General features: G+C 63.2%; 13 protein-coding genes. 8 read left to right on the top strand and 5 right to left on the bottom strand.

Going from position 1 to position 16,482, the window contains the following annotated elements; translation table 11 throughout:
- Positions 1-91: 91 nt before the first annotated feature.
- Positions 92-454, bottom strand: coding sequence for a hypothetical protein (locus tag ABDW49_RS07285; protein ID WP_343610795.1), 363 nt, complete (start codon positions 452-454; stop codon positions 92-94).
- Positions 455-939: 485 nt separating this feature from the next.
- On the opposite strand from ABDW49_RS07285, the gene kdgD reads away from it, so the two are divergent.
- Entirely contained in the window at positions 940-1,872 is a 933-nt protein-coding gene (kdgD, locus tag ABDW49_RS07290) for a 5-dehydro-4-deoxyglucarate dehydratase (RefSeq protein ID WP_343610797.1), read from the top strand.
- Positions 1,872-3,200, top strand: a complete 1,329-nt coding sequence (locus ABDW49_RS07295) for an enolase C-terminal domain-like protein (RefSeq protein ID WP_343610799.1) — start codon at positions 1,872-1,874, stop codon at positions 3,198-3,200. The genes kdgD and ABDW49_RS07295 overlap by 1 nt, the downstream gene beginning before the upstream one ends.
- Before the next feature lie 321 nt (positions 3,201-3,521).
- Here ABDW49_RS07295 and ABDW49_RS07300 read toward each other — a convergent pair whose 3' ends face one another.
- The 3 genes from ABDW49_RS07300 to ABDW49_RS07310 all read right to left on the bottom strand — a co-directional run bounded on the left by ABDW49_RS07300 (position 3,522) and on the right by ABDW49_RS07310 (position 7,002).
- The gene (locus tag ABDW49_RS07300; RefSeq protein ID WP_343610800.1) at positions 3,522-4,646 is read right to left on the bottom strand and encodes a mannonate dehydratase; all 1,125 of its coding nucleotides are present in this window, start codon (positions 4,644-4,646) and stop codon (positions 3,522-3,524) included.
- Positions 4,647-4,740: 94 nt separating this feature from the next.
- Positions 4,741-5,628: a LysR family transcriptional regulator gene (locus tag ABDW49_RS07305; RefSeq protein WP_343610802.1), complete on the bottom strand. Its 888-nt coding sequence runs from the start codon at positions 5,626-5,628 to the stop codon at positions 4,741-4,743.
- A gap of 99 nt (positions 5,629-5,727) precedes the next feature.
- Complete coding sequence (locus tag ABDW49_RS07310; protein ID WP_343610804.1) at positions 5,728-7,002, bottom strand: enolase C-terminal domain-like protein; 1,275 nt, start codon at positions 7,000-7,002, stop codon at positions 5,728-5,730.
- Positions 7,003-7,166: 164 nt separating this feature from the next.
- On the opposite strand from ABDW49_RS07310, the gene ABDW49_RS07315 reads away from it, so the two are divergent.
- From ABDW49_RS07315 to ABDW49_RS07340, 6 genes are all read left to right on the top strand, one after another.
- Positions 7,167-8,315, top strand: a complete 1,149-nt coding sequence (locus ABDW49_RS07315; RefSeq protein ID WP_343610806.1) for a mandelate racemase/muconate lactonizing enzyme family protein — start codon at positions 7,167-7,169, stop codon at positions 8,313-8,315.
- 218 nt (positions 8,316-8,533) lie between these two features.
- Positions 8,534-11,347 (top strand): TonB-dependent receptor, encoded by a 2,814-nt coding sequence (locus ABDW49_RS07320; protein WP_343610807.1) that lies wholly within the window; start codon positions 8,534-8,536, stop codon positions 11,345-11,347.
- An 83-nt stretch (positions 11,348-11,430) separates the two neighbouring features.
- Entirely contained in the window at positions 11,431-12,750 is a 1,320-nt protein-coding gene (locus ABDW49_RS07325; protein WP_343610808.1) for an MFS transporter, read from the top strand.
- A gap of 258 nt (positions 12,751-13,008) precedes the next feature.
- Positions 13,009-13,251: a hypothetical protein gene (locus ABDW49_RS07330; RefSeq protein WP_343610810.1), complete on the top strand. Its 243-nt coding sequence runs from the start codon at positions 13,009-13,011 to the stop codon at positions 13,249-13,251.
- Positions 13,252-13,442: 191 nt separating this feature from the next.
- Positions 13,443-13,697, top strand: a complete 255-nt coding sequence (locus ABDW49_RS07335) for a hypothetical protein (protein ID WP_343610814.1) — start codon at positions 13,443-13,445, stop codon at positions 13,695-13,697.
- A 168-nt stretch (positions 13,698-13,865) separates the two neighbouring features.
- Positions 13,866-14,246, top strand: a complete 381-nt coding sequence (locus ABDW49_RS07340; protein ID WP_343610816.1) for a hypothetical protein — start codon at positions 13,866-13,868, stop codon at positions 14,244-14,246.
- A gap of 237 nt (positions 14,247-14,483) precedes the next feature.
- Here ABDW49_RS07340 and ABDW49_RS07345 read toward each other — a convergent pair whose 3' ends face one another.
- A complete protein-coding gene (locus ABDW49_RS07345) occupies positions 14,484-16,439 on the bottom strand; it encodes a hypothetical protein (RefSeq protein WP_343610818.1) in 1,956 nt (651 codons plus the stop codon).
- Positions 16,440-16,482 lie beyond the last annotated feature (43 nt).

Genomic DNA, 16,482 nt, shown 5'->3' on the forward strand with positions numbered 1-16,482 from the left:
GTAATGTTGCTAAATGGAGTGAGGGGGCAGCACAACGCCCCGACCGCAGGGCGATCGGGGCGTCGATGATGATGTCAGCCCGAAGTGGGGATCAGCGCGCGCAATAGTCGTAATTACCGGCCTGGCAGGCGGCCACGGCATGGCGCCAGCTTGCCAGTTCGCGCTCATATTGTGCGCGGCTGCGGGCGTAGCTGGCATTGGCGCCGCCGTCATCGTCATAGCCGCCGCGCGATCCGGCACCATAGGCCCGCGTGTCGGCCCAGCCCTGGGCGTAGCGGGCGTCGCGCTCGCGCACCCTTGCGGCCTCGCGCAGATTGAGCTGGCGGATCGCCTCCCGGTCCCGCGCGCGGGCGGCCGAGCTGCGCATCGCCGGATCGTTGGGGTCATCGGCCAGAGCCACGCCGGGCAGCGCCACCGTGGCCAGAACCATGCCCAGCAGAAAAGCCTTTTTCACGTTAAGAAACCCCCATGCAGATCTGAGGGCCGATTATCAAGGCATCGGGGCAATGTGCAAATCGATTGCGATCAGCCGTCGCGGCTCGTCTTGTTGTTCGGGCATTCCGTCGCCGGGGAGGGAACCTTTGTGGTTTGTGTGCGGCTGGACGTGGGTTCGGGAAAGGGGAAGAAGGTTAATGCGAGGGTTATCACCCTCGCGCTCCCTTTACTGTCTACGTTGTGCTCAGGGTTCAGCCGAAGCGCTAGATTTGCTGCGCCGCAGGCTGCAACATAAATGGAGCTGCCTGCGGCGCCACTGCCGCATCGTCGGGAGATGGAATGGGAGCGCGAGGGGGTAACCCCCTCGCATCTTCCTTCTTATACCTCTCATTCATCCCGGCGATGCTGAACTGACATGACTTGAAACCGGAACGGACTTGGACCGGGGCGAACCGGACGACTAGCTACAGGATCAGGATTACATCACAGGAATGGGAAGAAGCGATGACTTCGGCAGGTAAAGTGGGCCTGGAGGAATTGGCCGCAAAAATCGGTTCGGGGCTGTTGTCTTTCCCCGTCACGCATTTCGATTCCGAACTGCAGTTTCAGGAAGCGCCCTATCGCGATCATTGCGCCTATATGCTTGAGCATGAGGTTGTGGCGCTGTTCGCGGCGGGCGGCACGGGCGAGATCTTTGCCCTGAGCCCTCAGGAGATCCTCGATGTCACCCGCGCGGCGGCCGAGGAAACCGCTGGCCGCGTGCCGGTGATCGCCGGTTGCGGCTATGGTTCGGCCATCGCTCTGGAGATCGCGCGCGGGGCAGAGAAGGCCGGCGCCGATGGCCTGCTGCTGCTGCCGCCCTATCTGGTGGGCGGCAAGCAGGAAGGCCTGGCCGCGCATATCGAGTCCGTCTGCAAGGCGACCAATCTGGGTGTGATCGTCTACAACCGTGGCACCGCCACGGTGAACGAGGATACGCTGGCCGGTCTTTGCGATCGCAATCCCAACCTCATCGGCTACAAGGATGGCGTCGGTGACGTGGAATTGATGATGCGGATCTACAACAAGCTGGGTGATCGCCTGACCTATGTCGGCGGCCTGCCCACGGCAGAGACCTTTGCTCTGCCTTATCTGGAAATGGGCGTGACGACCTATTCCTCGGCGATCTACAACTTCATGCCGGAATGGGCGGTGAAGTTCTACAAGGCGGTGCGCGCCCGCGATCACGCGCTGGTGCATGACATGCTGCGCAATTTCGTGCTGCCCTACATCGCCCTGCGCGACAAGGGCCGTGGCTATGCCGTCTCCATCGTGAAGGCGGGTATGGATGTGGTGGGTCGCCCCGCCGGTCCGCTGCGTCCGCCGCTGACCGGGCTGCTGCCCGAGGAAATGGATCAGTTGGCCGAACTGGTCAGCAAGGCGCGGGCTTCGGTCTGATGGGTACTGCGCCCGTTATTGCTGCCATGCGTGTCGTGCCCGTGGCGGGGCAGGATTCGATGTTGCTCAACCTGTCGGGGGCTCACGGGCCTTTCTTCACGCGCAACATCGTGATCCTGACCGACAGCGACGGGCGCACCGGCCTTGGCGAAGTCCCCGGCGGCGAGGCGATCCGCCAGACGCTGGAAGACGCGCGCCCGCTGGTGGTGGGCAGGCCGCTGGGCACCCATGCCAGCGTGGTGGCGCAGGTGGGCAAAACCTTCGCCAGCCGTGATGCGGGCGGGCGCGGCCTTCAGACCTTCGATCTGCGCACGACGATCCACGCCCAGACCGCCATCGAGGCGGCGATGCTCGACCTGCTGGGTCAGCATGTGGGCGTGGCGGTGGCCGATCTGCTGGGCACTGGACGCCATCGTGATCGCGTCGAGATGCTGGGCTATCTGTTCTACGTTGCGGACCCCAAGAAGACCGATCTGGCCTATCGCGACGAAAGCGGCAGCGCCGATGCGTGGGACCGCCTGCGCAACCGCGAGGCCGTGACGCCCGAGGGCGTGGTGGCTTTGGCCAAGGCGGCTCAGGCGCGCTATGGCTTCCGGGATTTCAAGCTGAAGGGCGGCGCTCTGCCCGGCGATGAGGAAGTGCTGGCGGTGCGGGCCCTGAAAGAGGCCTTCCCTGAGGCACGCATCACGCTGGACCCCAATGGCGCATGGTCTCTGGCCGAGGCTGTGCGGCTGATGAAGCCGCTGGGCGATGTGCTGGCCTATGCCGAAGACCCCTGCGGCGCGGAGAACGGCTTCTCCGGCCGCGAGGTGATGGCCGAGTTCCGCCGCGCCACCGGCCTGCCCACCGCGACCAACATGATCGCCACGGACTGGCGGCAAATGGCGCATTCGCTGTCTCTGCAATCGGTGGACATCCCGCTGGCCGATCCGCATTTCTGGACGATGGAAGGCGCGGTGCGCGTCGCCCATATCTGCGATGCCTTCGGCCTGACCTGGGGCAGCCACTCGAACAATCACTTCGACATTTCGCTGGCGATGTTCACCCATTGCGCGGCGGCCGCGCCCAGCAAGGTGACCGCCATCGATACGCACTGGATCTGGCAGGATGGCGCGGCCCTGACGCAGGAGCCGCCGAAGATCGTCGATGGTCATGTCGATCTGTCTGCGAAGCCGGGCCTCGGTCTGGTGCTGGATGAAGATCGATTGGAAGCAGCGCATGAGCTGTATCAGCGCCATGGCCTCGGCGCGCGCGACGATGCGGCGGCGATGCAATATCTGATTCCGGGCTGGACCTTCGATAACAAGAAGCCGGCTTTGGTGCGTTGAAGGTTTTAGGAAGGGAAAGTGCGAGGGTGTTACACCCTCGCGCTCCCATTAATGTCTACGTTGCGTACAGGGTTCGGCCAAAGCGCTAAGGTTGCGGCGCCGCAGGCAGTATTCCCCGCGCAGTGCTGGCGGATTGAGAGCCTGCGGCGCCTTAGGTGGCGCAGGTGGAGAGGCGGGGCGCAACGAACGGGCGCCACTGCCGCTTCGTCGGAAGACGTCATGGGAGCGCGAGGGGGTAACCCCCTCGCACCTTCCCTTCTTCTAACAAGTTCCAAACCCTGCCTTCGGGCTGGAAGCCTTCCCGGCCTCCAGCCCGTCTTTTTACGCGTGCTGCGCGGCCTGCATCAACCCGCGAATATGACCATAGGCAAAGGCGAAGCTTTGCAGCGCGGCCTCGGGGTGGCCGGGGACTTCGGGGACGTGATCGGGCATCAGCATGCCGTCGTAGCCCACTTCGGCATAGGTCATCAGCGCCTTGTAGAGATCGACATCGCCCTCGTCGGGGAAGGCCTCGCGGAAGTGGCCGCGATGGCCCACGATGTTGCGGAAGTGGACGTTGAAGATCTTCTTGCGGGTGCCGAAATAGCGGATCACGTCGAAGATCTGCTCGGCGGGGCGTTCCAGATCCTCGCTGACGGTGCCCTGGCAGAAGTTGAGGCCGTGATAGGCGCTTTCGCGGATCGAGATGAAATGCTTGAGGCCTTCCACCGTGCCCAGCACGCGGTTGATGCTCTGGTAGCCTTGGGGTCCCACGCCGGGGTCTTGCGGGTGGCAGGCGATGCGCACCTTGTACTCATTGGCGACGGGCACGACGTGGTCGAGGAACCAGGTGATCCGCTCCCAGAACTGCTCGGCATTGACGGGGCCGGCGCGGGTGAGGGGCGGCTGGGGCTTGGCGCTGGCCTCGTCCCAGGCGGAAAACATGGCGTCGCCCCGCCCCTGCTCGTGGTGGTTACGCAGCACGCCCAGCAGGCTCATGTTGTATTTGATGCAGGGCACGCCCGCTGCGGCGCAGGCGCGGATCTGGTTCTGGAAGGCTTCCACCTCGCGCTCGCGCTCGGGGCTGCTGGCCAGCATGATGCCGCCATGGGCCTCCTTGTCGATATGGCTGGATGGCAGCAGCAGCGGGTGGAAGATGGCCAGGGTCAGCCTGTGCTTTTCGGCCATCTCGCGTACCGCTTTCACCTCATCGGCGGTGGAATAGAGGCGGCCTTGCGAGCGTTCCCCTTCCGCCGCGATATGGGTGACGCCATAGCGGGCGAGAAAGGCGAAGTGCTCGTCGGTGGAAGGGCTGCTCTGGCAGCCCAGCTTCATCAGCAGTTTGGGGCGGGCGCCGGGGGGGGCATGCTTTACAGCGGTGGCCGCATAAGCGGGCAGGCCCGCGCCCACGGCGCTGCCGGCGGCTGCTCCCGCGCCGATGCCGGCCAGAAAGTCGCGTCGATCCATCAGTCCTCTCCTGTTTTGATGGGAGGACTTTAGGTCGACGCGGCGCGCGCCAACAATCGCGACTGGGCATGAAGCGATGCGGCTGCGCTATCGATCAGTCAGAGGAGCAAAGTTCCTCCAGCCTGGGCACCAGCGCCAGTAGGGCGGGATTGTCGGCATCGCGGGTCCAGGCGGCGTGGAGTTCCACCACCGGCTCGGCCTCCTCCATCTCGGAGAAGACCACGCCATCGGGATGCAGGCGGCGAGAGCTTTCGGGCACCAGCGCATAGCCATGGCCCGCGCCCACCAGCATCAGGATCGTGTGGATTTGCGCCAGATATTGCACATGGCGCGGCTCGGCCCTTGCGCCGGTGAACAGGCCCACCAGCAGATCGTGGAAATAGCGCGCCTTGTCGGGCGCATACATGATGAAGGGCAGATTGTCGAAATCGGCGAGGCGGCGGGGGCGGTCGGCCTCGGGCACGCTGGCGGGGGAGCAGACGATAAAGCGCTCACGCAGCACCGGCAGCGATTGCAGATCGGGGTGGCGCACGGGCGGGCGCAGGAAGCCCAGGTCGATGCGCCCGGCCAGCAGGCTGTCAAGCTGCTCGCCCGAGACCATTTCCTTCAGCACAAAGCGCACATCGGGCGCTGCCTGCTGGGCATTGGCGATAAAGCGCGGCAGGAAGCTGTAGCCCGAAGCGGCGGTGAAGCCCAGGCTGACCAGCCCCTGCTTGCCCTCCGCGGCGGCGCGGGCGGTGGCGATGGCGCTGTCGGCCAGATGGACCACGCGGCGCGCTTCGGGCAGAAAGGCCATGCCCGCCGCCGTCAGCTTCACCGAACGGCTGGAGCGGTGGAACAGCTCCACCTTCATGATCCGCTCCAGCACCTGAATATGGCGCGAGAGCGGCGGCTGGGTCATGTTGAGCCGCTGCGAGGCGCGCCCGAAATGCAATTCTTCCGCCACTGCCACAAAGCAGCGGAGCTGGATCAGTTCAAACACATGCGCCCCTTCCTCACCCTTTGGAACACCATCGGCCAAGCGCGGGCAGGATACAAGCCTTTCGGATGGTATTGCCGGTATGGGGAAGGGGCATATGTCTCAATATCTGGGCTGTTTGCCGGAAAAATCGGGATCGTATTTGCGCATCTGGCCCAGATCGTCGCGGGTGCGGATGGAGATGCGGTTGAAAGTGGCATGGGCGCGGGCGAGCCTTGCGCGGTCCAGTTCCACGCCAAGGCCCGGCGTATCGCCGACACGCACGCAGCCGCCGCTGATTGCCACCTTGCCGCCCACCACGACCTCATCGGCATCCTCAACCCATGGATAATGCGTGTCGCAGGCATAGGAGAGGTTGGGTGTGGCGGCGGCCAGATGCGCCATGGCCATCAGGCTGATCCCCAGATGCGAGTTGGAATGCATCGACAGGCCCAGATTGAAGGTGTTGCACATCGTTGCCAGATGCTGCGTGGCGCGCAGCCCGCCCCAATAATGGTGGTCGGACAGGACGATCTGCACCGAATTGCGTTTGATGCTCTCACGGAAGCCGTCGAAGCTGATGACCACCATATTGGTCGCCAGCGGCAGGCCGGTTTCGCGATGAAGCTGCGCCATGCCGTCCAGCCCGGCCACTGGGTCTTCGTAATATTCGATCAGCGGCCCCAGCTTTTGCGCGGCATCCAGCGCGGTTTGCATCGACCAGGCGCCATTGGGGTCGATGCGCAGCGGCAAGCCGGGGAAGGCTTTGGACAGGGCTTCGATGCTGGCGATTTCCACCTCGGGGGGCAGGGTGCCTGCTTTCAGCTTGATCGAGCCGAAGCCATACATGTCGATCATGCGTTTGGCCTGCGCCACGATTTGCTCGGGGGTGATGGCTTCGCCCCACTCGTCGGGGGCTTCTTCTGGCTCGATGTGGCGTTCGTATTTGAAGAAGAGATAGGCGCTGAAGGGCACCTCGCGCCGCACCGCGCCGCCCAGCAGGGCATGCAAAGGCAGGCCTGCGGCCTTGGCCTGCAGGTCCAGAAACGCCACTTCGAAAGCGGAAAAGCAATTGGCCAGCAAGCGCGAGGGTTGCGAGCCCGGCGCCAGCTCCGCCCCGGCTTTCGCGGCGGGCAGCTTGGCCAGTTCTTCCTTGATAACGCGCTCCAGCCCATTGAGATCGTGGATCTCCAGCCCCGCCAGCGCCGGGGCAATGGCCGTCAGCGCCGCCAGCACGGGTGCATCGCCATAGCTTTCGCCAAGGCCCAGCAACTCTCCGGCTTCGACCTCGATGATTGAGCGCAGCGCATAAGGCTCATGAATGCCCGCAGCATTCAGCAAGGGCGGGTCGCGAAAGGCGATGGGCGTCACGCGGACACCGGTGATCTTGATGGTCATGGTCTGGGCTCTCCCCCGTATGGCTTTGATCGGGGCATGGATCGGCGGGCCGCGCAAGACCAATGCCCATCCACTATCGACCGATGCCGCCTTGGGCGTTGATCCCTTTTGCCGCCCCCCGCATTGGTGCAGCCGACAAAGTCAGAATCGAGACGAGGATCAGCATGCCCAACGATCGTATCTCCGCCATCACGCTCAGCCTGGCGTGGGTGCCGCTGGCCACGCCGATTTCCGATGCCAAGGTGCTCACCGGGCGCCAGAAGCCTTTGACCCGCGTGGCGATGCTGTTCGCTGAGATCGAAACGGAAGAGGGTCATTCTGGCCTCGGCTTCTCCTATTCCAAGCGCGCGGGCGGCCCCGGCATGTATGCCCATGCCCGCGAGGTGGCCGACAGCATCATTGGCGAGAACCCCGCCGACATCGGCCGCATCTGGAACAAGCTGGTCTGGGCTGGCGCTTCCGTTGGCCGTTCGGGGTTGTCGACGCAGGCCATTGCCGCCATTGATATCGCGCTGTGGGATCTGAAGGCCAAGCGCGCCGGCCTGCCTCTGGGCCGCCTGCTGGGGGCCTGGCGCGATGGCGTGCCCAGCTACAACACCTCGGGCGGCTTTCTGTCCTCGCCGCTCGAAGAGGTGCTGGAGAATGTCGAAAAGAGCATCGAGAGCGGCATTGGCGGCATCAAGATCAAGGTCGGCCACCCCGATCCCAAGGTCGATCTGACGCGTCTGGATGCGGTGGCCAAGCAGATCAATGGCCGCGTGGCGCTAATGGTCGACGCCAATCAGCAGTGGGACCGTCCCACCGCCCTGCGCATGAGCCGCGCCATGGAGCAATATGGTCTGGTCTGGATCGAGGAGCCTCTCGACGCCTATGATATCGAGGGCCATGCCGCGCTGGCTGCCGCCATCGACACGCCGATCGCCTCGGGCGAGATGCTGGTCTCCGCGCCTGAACATTTCGCGATGATCGACGCGCGCGCCGTGGACTTTATCCAGCCTGACGCCGCGCGCGTGGGCGGCATCACCCAGTTCCAGCGCGTGACGGCGCGGGCCGAGCAGGCCGGGCTGATGATGGCGCCGCATTTCGCCATGGAAATCCATGTCCATGTCTCGGCGGCCTATCCGCACAACGCCTGGGTCGAGCATTTCGACTGGCTCGACCCGCTGTTCAACGAGCGGCAGATTCTCGACAAGGGCCTGATGATGCTCTCGGAGCGCCCCGGTCTGGGCGTTACCCTGTCCGATCAGGCCCGCGCCTGGACCGAGGCCTCGTGCCGCGTCGATGCCAGGGGCTGCGTCGACCACACTCATTGATCGAGAGGATCGGGAGGGCCGGAATGCCGGTCCTCCCGGCAGCATGCGCGTTCAAAAGATCCATAAAGCAAGTTTTGACACCGGTGGCATCAATACCGGCTGCGAATAGGTCAATCGCCGCTGGGCATTGGACGGGGCCAGCCGAATGACCGACACCGGATGGTGAAAGAAGTGCCGAAGAACACCCCGCAGCGGGAACGGCTCTTGGGAGGGAAGATATGGCTTACACATTCAAGCGACTGCGGCTTGCCGCTCTGGCCACCACCGGTATGACGATGCTGGCCGTGACAACCTCGGCGGCACAGGCCCAGGATCAGGCCGCTGCGCCCGCCGCCGACACGCCGGCCGCCGAAGCGCCCCATGCCGTCAGCGACAAGGACATCATCGTCACCGGCTCGCGCGTGAAGCGCGACGGCTATGACGCGCCCACGCCGCTGACCGTGGTGAGTGCCGATGCCATCAACAAGGCCGCGCCCGCCAATCTGGCCGATTACGTCAACCAGATGCCTCAGCTCACGCCCAGTCAGACCTCGCGCACGGGCAATGGCAACACCTCGACCGGCGTTAACGGGTTGAACTTGCTCGATTTGCGCGGGCTTGGCCCCAACCGCACGCTGGTGCTGGTGGACAATCAGCGCGTCGCGCCCTCCACCCAGACCGGCGCGGTGGACGTCAACAACATCCCCACCGCGCTGATCAAGCGCGTCGATATCGTGACCGGCGGCGCCTCGGCGGCCTATGGTTCGGACGCGGTTGCGGGCGTGGTCAACTTCATCATCGATCGCACCTTCACCGGCATCAAGGGCAACATCAACGGCGGCGTCACCCAGAGCGGCGACAACAAGAGCTATGACGCCAGCATCGCCGCGGGCAAGAGCTTCGCGGGCGGCAAGGGTCATGTCCTCTTCAGCTATGAGCATGAGCATCAGGACGGCGTCGATGCGCTGAACCGTCCCTGGTACACCGCGACCTATCTGGTGCCCAATCCGGCCTATGTGGCGGGCAATGGCAAGCCGCGCCAGATCGTGGCCTCGAACGTGAATTACAACAATGTCTCGCAGGGCGGCGTGATCACCAACACGGCGCTGAAGGGCACGAATTTCCTCGCGGGCGGGGCGGTGTCGCCCTTCCAGTATGGCACCATCGCGGGCAATTTCATGCTGGGCGGCAACACCTGGAACGAGGGCAACACCATCGCCCTGTCGCCGCGCATCGACCGTGACAACGCCTGGGGCCGCCTGAGCTATGAGGTGGCGGACAACATCACCGCCTCGCTGGAAGGCTCCTATGGTTCCAGCGGTGCGCGCAACAGCGCCGCCTATCAGCGCTATGCGGGCAATCTGACCATGTCGGCCAGCAATGCCTTCCTGCCTGCCGCCGTGCGCCAGCAGGCTGCGGCCGCCGGGGTCACTTCCTTTGGCTATGGCTATTCGACCTATGATCTGGGGCGCCCGGTCAGCGATATTTCGCGCACCAATTACCGCATCGTCGGCTCGCTGGAAGGCAAGTTCGGCAGCAACTGGACGTGGAACGCCTATTACCAGTACGGCCACACCGATTTGAGCATCAAGCTGCTCAACACCACCAATGTCGCCAATTTCGCCAATGCCATCGATGCCGTCAGCAGCGGCGGCCAGATCGTCTGCCGCTCCAGCATTGCCAATCCTTCGAATGGCTGTGTGCCGCTCAACATCTTCGGCTATGGCGTGGCGTCGCAGGCCGCGATCAACTATGTGAAGGGCACCGCCTGGCAGTCTCAGGGCATCACCGAACAGGTGAGCGCCGCCTCGGTCAGTGGCACGCTGTTCAACAACTGGGCCGGGCCCGTCTCGCTGGCCGCCGGTGCCGAACATCGCAGCGAAAGCGCCACGGCTGTGGGCGATCCGCTCTCGCAGACCAATGGCTGGTACACCGGCAATTACAAGACCAATGCGGGCAGCTACAACGTCACCGAGGGCTTTGCCGAAACGGTGGTGCCGCTGCTGAAGAACAGCAAGCTGGGCAAGTCGGCCGATTTCAACGGCGCGGTGCGCGTCACCAGCTATTCCACCTCGGGCATGGTCACCACGTGGAAGGCGGGCCTGACCTATGAGCCGATCAGCGACATCAAGCTGCGCGCCGTGCTGAGCCGCGACATTCGCGCGCCTTCCATCAGCGAGATGTATATCGCCGGCGCCACGCAGGCGACCGACGTCGCCGATCCGGTCAAGGGCGTGACGGTGCGCACCACCGCCGTCAGCAACGGCAACACCAATCTGCGCCCCGAAAAGGCCGATACGCTCAGCCTTGGCGGCGTGTTCCGTCCGCGCTTCATTCCCGGCTTCTCGGCCTCGGTCGATTATTACAACATCCGCCTGAAGGATGCGATCACCACGCTGGCGGTGGCTGATATCGTCAACCGCTGCGCGGCGGGCGAGACGGCGATCTGCTCCTATGTGACGCGCGATGCCAATCAGAACATCACCTCGATCCTGCGTATCCCGGTCAATCTGGCGACGGTGCGGGTGCGCGGCATCGACTTCGATGCTTCCTACCGCGTCGAGGCGGGCAAGCTGATCCATGGCATGAGCGGCGCTTTCTCGCTGCATTTCCTGGCGACGCGCGCGCTCAACTATGCCTACACCAATGCGGGCAACACCACCGAATATGTGGGCGAGAACGGCGGGCCGAACGCCACCTATCCCATCCCCAAATGGCGCACCTACACCACGCTGGGTTACGACAATGATCGCGGTTCGCTGCAGGCCACGATGCGCAGCATTTCCTCGGGCGTCTATGACAACACCTGGAAGTCGGGCGTCGATATCGACAACAATTACATCGCCGGGGCGACCTATTTCGATCTGGCGGGCAATCTGACCGTCTGGGGCGACCGCCAGCGCAAGGCGGAACTCTATTTCAAGATCGAGAACCTGCTCGACAAGGACCCGCCGATCGCGGCGGGTATCGCCTCCTCCACGCTTCAGACCAACCCGGTGCTTTACGATACGCTGGGCCGCAATTTCCGCGTGGGCGTGCGCTTTCGCTACTGATGAATGACGGCGAGGCAGGGAAAGGCCCTTTCCCTGCCTCGCTTGCCTCTGCATGATGGGTCAAAACGATAAGAGGTGTTTGGGTGGCTTTGACGAAACAGCAGATAGGCAAGGTACGCTGGACGGTTCTGGCGATGCTGTTTGCCGTCACGGTCATCAATTACGCGGTGAGGGCGGCGCTGTCTCTGGCAGCGCCTTCTTTGTCCAGGGAGCTGGGGATCGACGCCCTGCAACTGGGCTGGATCTTCTCCGCTTTCGGCTGGGCCTATGTGGTGGCGCAGCTTCCCGGCGGCTGGCTGCTCGATCGTTTCGGAGCGCCGAGGGTCTATTTCTGGGCCATCGTCATCTGGTCGCTGATCACCGCCGCGCATGGCGCGGTGGTCTGGATGAGCGGCGCGACGGCGGTGACGGTGCTGTTTGCCCTGCGCTTTCTGGTGGGCTTTGCCGAAGGGCCGTCCTTCCCCGGCAACGCCCGCATCGTGGCGAGCTGGTTCCCCGCGCGCGAACGCGGCACGGCCAGCGCCATCTTCAACGCCGCGCAATATTTCGCCACGGTGCTCTTCGCGCCGCTGATGGGCTGGATCGTCGCCGATTTTGGCTGGCCCTGGGTTTTTGTGGCGATGGGTGGCTTTGGCCTGCTCGCCGCCGGAATCTGGCCTTCGGTGGTGCGCGCGCCCCGCGATCACCCGCGACTTGGCGAGGCCGAAATGGCGCTGATCGTCGAGGGTGGAGCGCTGGTCGATCCCCCCGCCGACAAGCCGCGCGAGGACCAGAATGAAACCCGCCGCAAGATGCGCGTGCTGCTCTGCACGCCGACGCTGTGGGGCATGTATCTGGGCCAGTTTTTCGTGAACGCGCTGACCTTTTTCTTCATCACCTGGTTCCCGGTTTATCTCGTGCAGGAGCGGGGGCTTTCCGTGATGAAGGCGGGCATCTTCGCCACGCTGCCCGCGATCTGCGGCTTTGCCGGGGGCGTGCTGGGCGGCATCTGGTCGGACTGGCTGCTGCGCCGGGGCGTCTCGCTGACCGTGGCGCGCAAGGTGCCGATCGTCTCGGGCATGCTGATGGCGCTGATCATCGTGGCCTGCAACTATGCCACCAGCGATACGATGGTGCTGCTGTTCATGAGCCTGGCCTTCTTCGGCAAGGGCGTGGGCGCGATGGGCTGGGCGGTGATGGCCGACGTTGCTCCGCGTGACAGCGCGGGGCTGTCGGCGGGCATCTTCAACATGTTCGGGAACATCTCCTCGATCCTGACGCCCATCGTGATCGGCTATATTTTGAAAGAGACGCATTCCTTCAATCTGGTGCTGTTGGTGGTGGCGGGGTGTGCTCTGGCCGCCGCGCTGTGCTTCCTGCTGCTGGTGGGCAAGATCGAGCGGATCGGGGAAGCCGAAGGTTAAGAAGGAAGGGAAGGTGCGAGGGTGTTACACCCTCGCGCTCCCGTTACTGTCTGCCTTGCGCAACAGGTTCGGCGTTGGGTGCGGTTTGCTGTGTTGCGATGAGGTTTTGCTTGCGGCGCTTTGGTGGTTGCGCGTGGGCCATCGACGACCGTTAAGCCGATTTTCAAACCGGAAGCAGTCTTTCCGGATACGACAACGTTGCCGTCATTGAAATCCTCTGCCAGCGCCTTGTGACGGCTCATGAGCAGGAGTTTGCATATGTTCGATCCGCAGGTGATGAAGGCGCTAATCGACATCGCGATTTTCTTGGAATTTTCGGACGATCGGATCATCGACCCTGACGCTGCGGTATCGGCATTGGAAGATTTGGCAGCCAATTTACAGATGGCGACACCGGAAACTCGCGCCGAACTCACGCAGGGTATCCGATCCTTGGTTGGGTCTTATCCTGACCGCGTCGAATTTGTGTCAGACCTTCCAGAGACTCTCGGAATTGCTTAAGAATTCCACGTCATCTGCGACGGCAGCTTTCTCCAACCTTGCCGCCATTGGCCCCGCCGGGCGGATGCGCTGAAAGCTGCCCGTAGATCAGATTTGTAGCGGAGGTCAGCTATCGGCATTCCCGTGGGAAAAGCGGCCTTCCCGGACCGACAACCTGGCCGACATTCTACAGTCGCGGCATAATAGTACCTATGGCAGAGATCATCTATCTATCACCCGGCGAGCATATGCCGGATCGCGGGGACGACGAACCGTGGCTCATCGTGGAGGCAACGGAAGATGGCCGGTTCTTCGGGACCGGTGCGACTTGGAAGCCGAGCGGTGAATGGGTCGGCTATTGCTCGTTGCCGGAAAATGACGGTGCGCTTGCCGATGCCTTGGCAGCGGCGGATCAATGGGCCGCCAAATACAGCGTTCCTGTCATTTGGGTTCAAACCACCCCATAGATCCGCTTTCCACTAGACCTCTTCGTCCAGTGGTCACGCCGCATGTCCGCAAACCCTAACTTGCGGGAAAAATCCGCCTTTCCGGTGCCGACAACATTGCTGCCAATCCGAAACGGTGTCACCTGTCTGCTTTCATGCGTCCAAAAACCCGTCGAGGAGCTTCGCTTCGTGAGCGTGACATTGCCTATTCTGAAGGATGAAGTTCAGGAGCATCCTGTTCCGTCCGCATGGAGGCCCAAACTTCGCGAGATTGTTGACGCGTTCAAAACCGGGAACTTCAATCTGCGCGACCTTGAATGTGTCGAGCCATTGGACGAGGATACCTCAGTTGGGATAGCACGAAATATCAGTGCTTACGGCTGCACATTGGCGGCGCTGCCGGACGACAGCTGGAAGACGTCAGTTTGCCAGTGGCAGTATGAATACTGGAAGGTGCTGGTGGACCTGTTCTCAGTCGAAGAAGGCCAGAGTGACTTGGTTCTGCACGTGAACGTGTTCGAGAAAGGTGACAGTTTCGAGTACAAGGTTCACTTCGTTTACGTGCCCTAGAACAGATCAATCTCACTTGAGTTAATGTCCGCTCCCCCCAACTTTTCACCATTCCACCGCTGCGAAGCAGCCTTCAATAGCTGACACATTGCGTACTGCATTGAACTTTGCCCATCAAGCATAAGGCAGACAATAAAGGGATTGCAAAGGGCGATGGCCCTTTGCCCGCCGGAGGCACACTTCTCCTAAAAAAGAGGCGCCCCAAAGGACGCCCCTTTCCCTAAATCCCTACCTCCATCACAACATGGCGTCGCGCTCTTCCGCGCTCATGGTGCGCATGCCTTCGGTGCTGTCCATGATAGGGGCGGCCCAGGGGAAATCCAGCCGGGGCGGGTTGGCGAAGCGCTGCATCTTCAGCACCAGCTTGGCCCCGGCGCCCGGAGCAAGCTGCACCTCGACGATGCGGCCATTGACCGGAACCGCTTTGCCATCGGTGCTTGCGCTCAGGATCTGGTGCTCGCCATAGGCGCCGCCTTGCAGGATGACGCTGCGGTTGGCGCTCTGGTTGGTGTTGACCAGCGTGACCACCGTTTCATCCGCCGTGATGCCCTCGACCAGAGCGCTCACGCCCTCTGGCAGGCCGGGACGGCGGTTCAGCGGATCGAAGTAGCGCAGACGCACGAACTGGAAGGCCCCACCGACATTGGGCGAATAGCGCGACCAGCCCGGCCGACCGACATAGATCCCGCCCTGCATCAGCTCGACCAGCGCGGCGATGTTGGCCGGGTTCTGGTCCATCACCGTATCGGCAAAGCGCGTATCCGGCGTGGACTGGTCCGACAGCAGCGCGGCATGGGCGTTGCGGATACGCTCCAGCGCAAGGCGCAGGGCCTGCACGGGGTAGGAGGGGTTCTTGCCCTCAAGGTAGCTGATCCAGGGGTGATCGGGCATGCGCGCGCGGTCGGCGGGCTTCATGGTGAGGTAATAGATATCCTGCGCACCCAGCAGCCATTTGCCCGGCTGGAAGGAGTACCAGCCATTGTCGCCATACATGCGCGGGGCGGACAGCTTGCCGTTCACCGTCTTGGCCTGAGCGTTGATGCGGTCGGTCATCTTGCGCCAGACGTCGAGATATTTGTCGTTGCCGCCGCTGATGACATAGGCGTTCATAAAGGCCGAAAGGGTGAAGCCGATGCGGTTGCGATCCTGCCGCTGGCCGGTCTGGGGCACCACGGGGCTGAAGGCCCAGCCATAGACGCCGCCATACCATTTGCCGCCCGCCTCGCCGCCGATCTTGCCGTCATAGCCGATGTTGGTGGGGATGATGTCGTTGTTGGCGCGGGCGCGCTCGACCCATGCGTCGACATATTCCAGCATCCAGCTGCGGTATTTTTCCTCGCCCGCCAGCATATAGGCGTTGAAGGCGAGGCTGGTCGATTCAAGGTTGAGCGGCGTGTCGCCGGTGGTGTCGGTGTAGTCCTTGAAGTGGGCCAGCATCTGGTCGTAATCATGCTCGCCATGGAGCAGGGCGTTCTGGTCGACGCCCGCCAGCTCCACCGGATCGCCCGCCCAGTCCAGAGCGTTGGCCTTGCGCATCAGCGGGCCACGGCTGCCGTTGAACATCGATTTGATGATCTTGTGCTGCTTGTCGTAATTGGGGGCGCTGGGGTCTTCCCCGGTGTAGAAACCGGCAAAGCGGCGCACGCGGTTGCGATAGGCCTGCGAATAGGGATTGCCGAGGCCCATGTTGTTGAAGACGGTCAGGCCTTCGCCATTGTGCTGCCAGTCCATCATCACGGGAAATTCGCGGAAATACATGCCTTCGCGGGCGAAGGGCACCTGCGTCGTTTTCGCCAGCGTGTATTGGCGGACATGGCCTTCATAGGCATGTTCATACATGGTACGGATGCGCTCATCGGCGCCCAGAGCATAGAGCTGGGGCCAGTCGTTGACGTTCTCGATGGCATCGTCCGGGCCATCGTCGCCGCCCCAGCGCTCGCGGGCGAGCAGGAAGCCGTTGGCGTCGTAATAGCGGCGGAAGAAGGCCTCGCAGGCGTCGGTATGGGCGGAGAGCACGGCGCGCTGCAGCAGGGCCCATTCGGGCGGGGCCATCGGGGTGGTGATGGCGAGTTTTGGCGCGGCGGCGGGTGCCACCGGTGCAGCCATGGCGCGGGGCGCGGCCATCAGCGTGGCCGACAGGGCTGTCGCCAGCGAGGTGGATTGCGTCAGGAATTGCCTGCGTGGCATCGGCATGGTGATCTCTCCCCAAAAGGTTCCGCTTGGGCGGCTTTGGGCA

It is taken from the genome of Novosphingobium sp. (genome assembly GCF_039595395.1).
Classification (GTDB): domain Bacteria; phylum Pseudomonadota; class Alphaproteobacteria; order Sphingomonadales; family Sphingomonadaceae; genus Novosphingobium.